Here is a 285-nt window from a genome sequence, read left to right as displayed (position 1 = left end):
TACTGTTGTTACTGACGGCAAGGGCGGTCACACAGTCAATGGCACGGATGTGCCAACAGGCACCACCACGCCAACTGATGTCGGCAATGGCACCACAGCGACACCGACGGATGACGGTGGGATCCAGCTGCACCATGATAATGGCGACGGCACGACTACTGATACGACCATTAACCCGAAGGGCGAAGTGACTAGCCATGTCACCACCACACCGATTAAGAATGGCGATGATACAACTACGCCAGTAACTTCTGACGGCAAGGGCGGTCACACGGTTAACGGTAA

At 55.1% G+C, this 285-nt stretch carries 1 protein-coding gene; it reads left to right on the top strand.

All coding sequences use genetic code 11. The features are described from left to right. Window positions 1–285: hypothetical protein (locus FD02_RS11265; protein WP_202812894.1), on the top strand; the 285-nt coding region annotated here is incomplete at both ends.

It is taken from the genome of Lacticaseibacillus nasuensis JCM 17158, assembly GCF_001434705.1.
Taxonomy (GTDB): Bacteria; Bacillota; Bacilli; order Lactobacillales; family Lactobacillaceae; genus Lacticaseibacillus; species Lacticaseibacillus nasuensis.
Note: the sequence above shows the minus strand (reverse complement) of the source record. Positions and strands in the feature narration are given on the sequence as shown.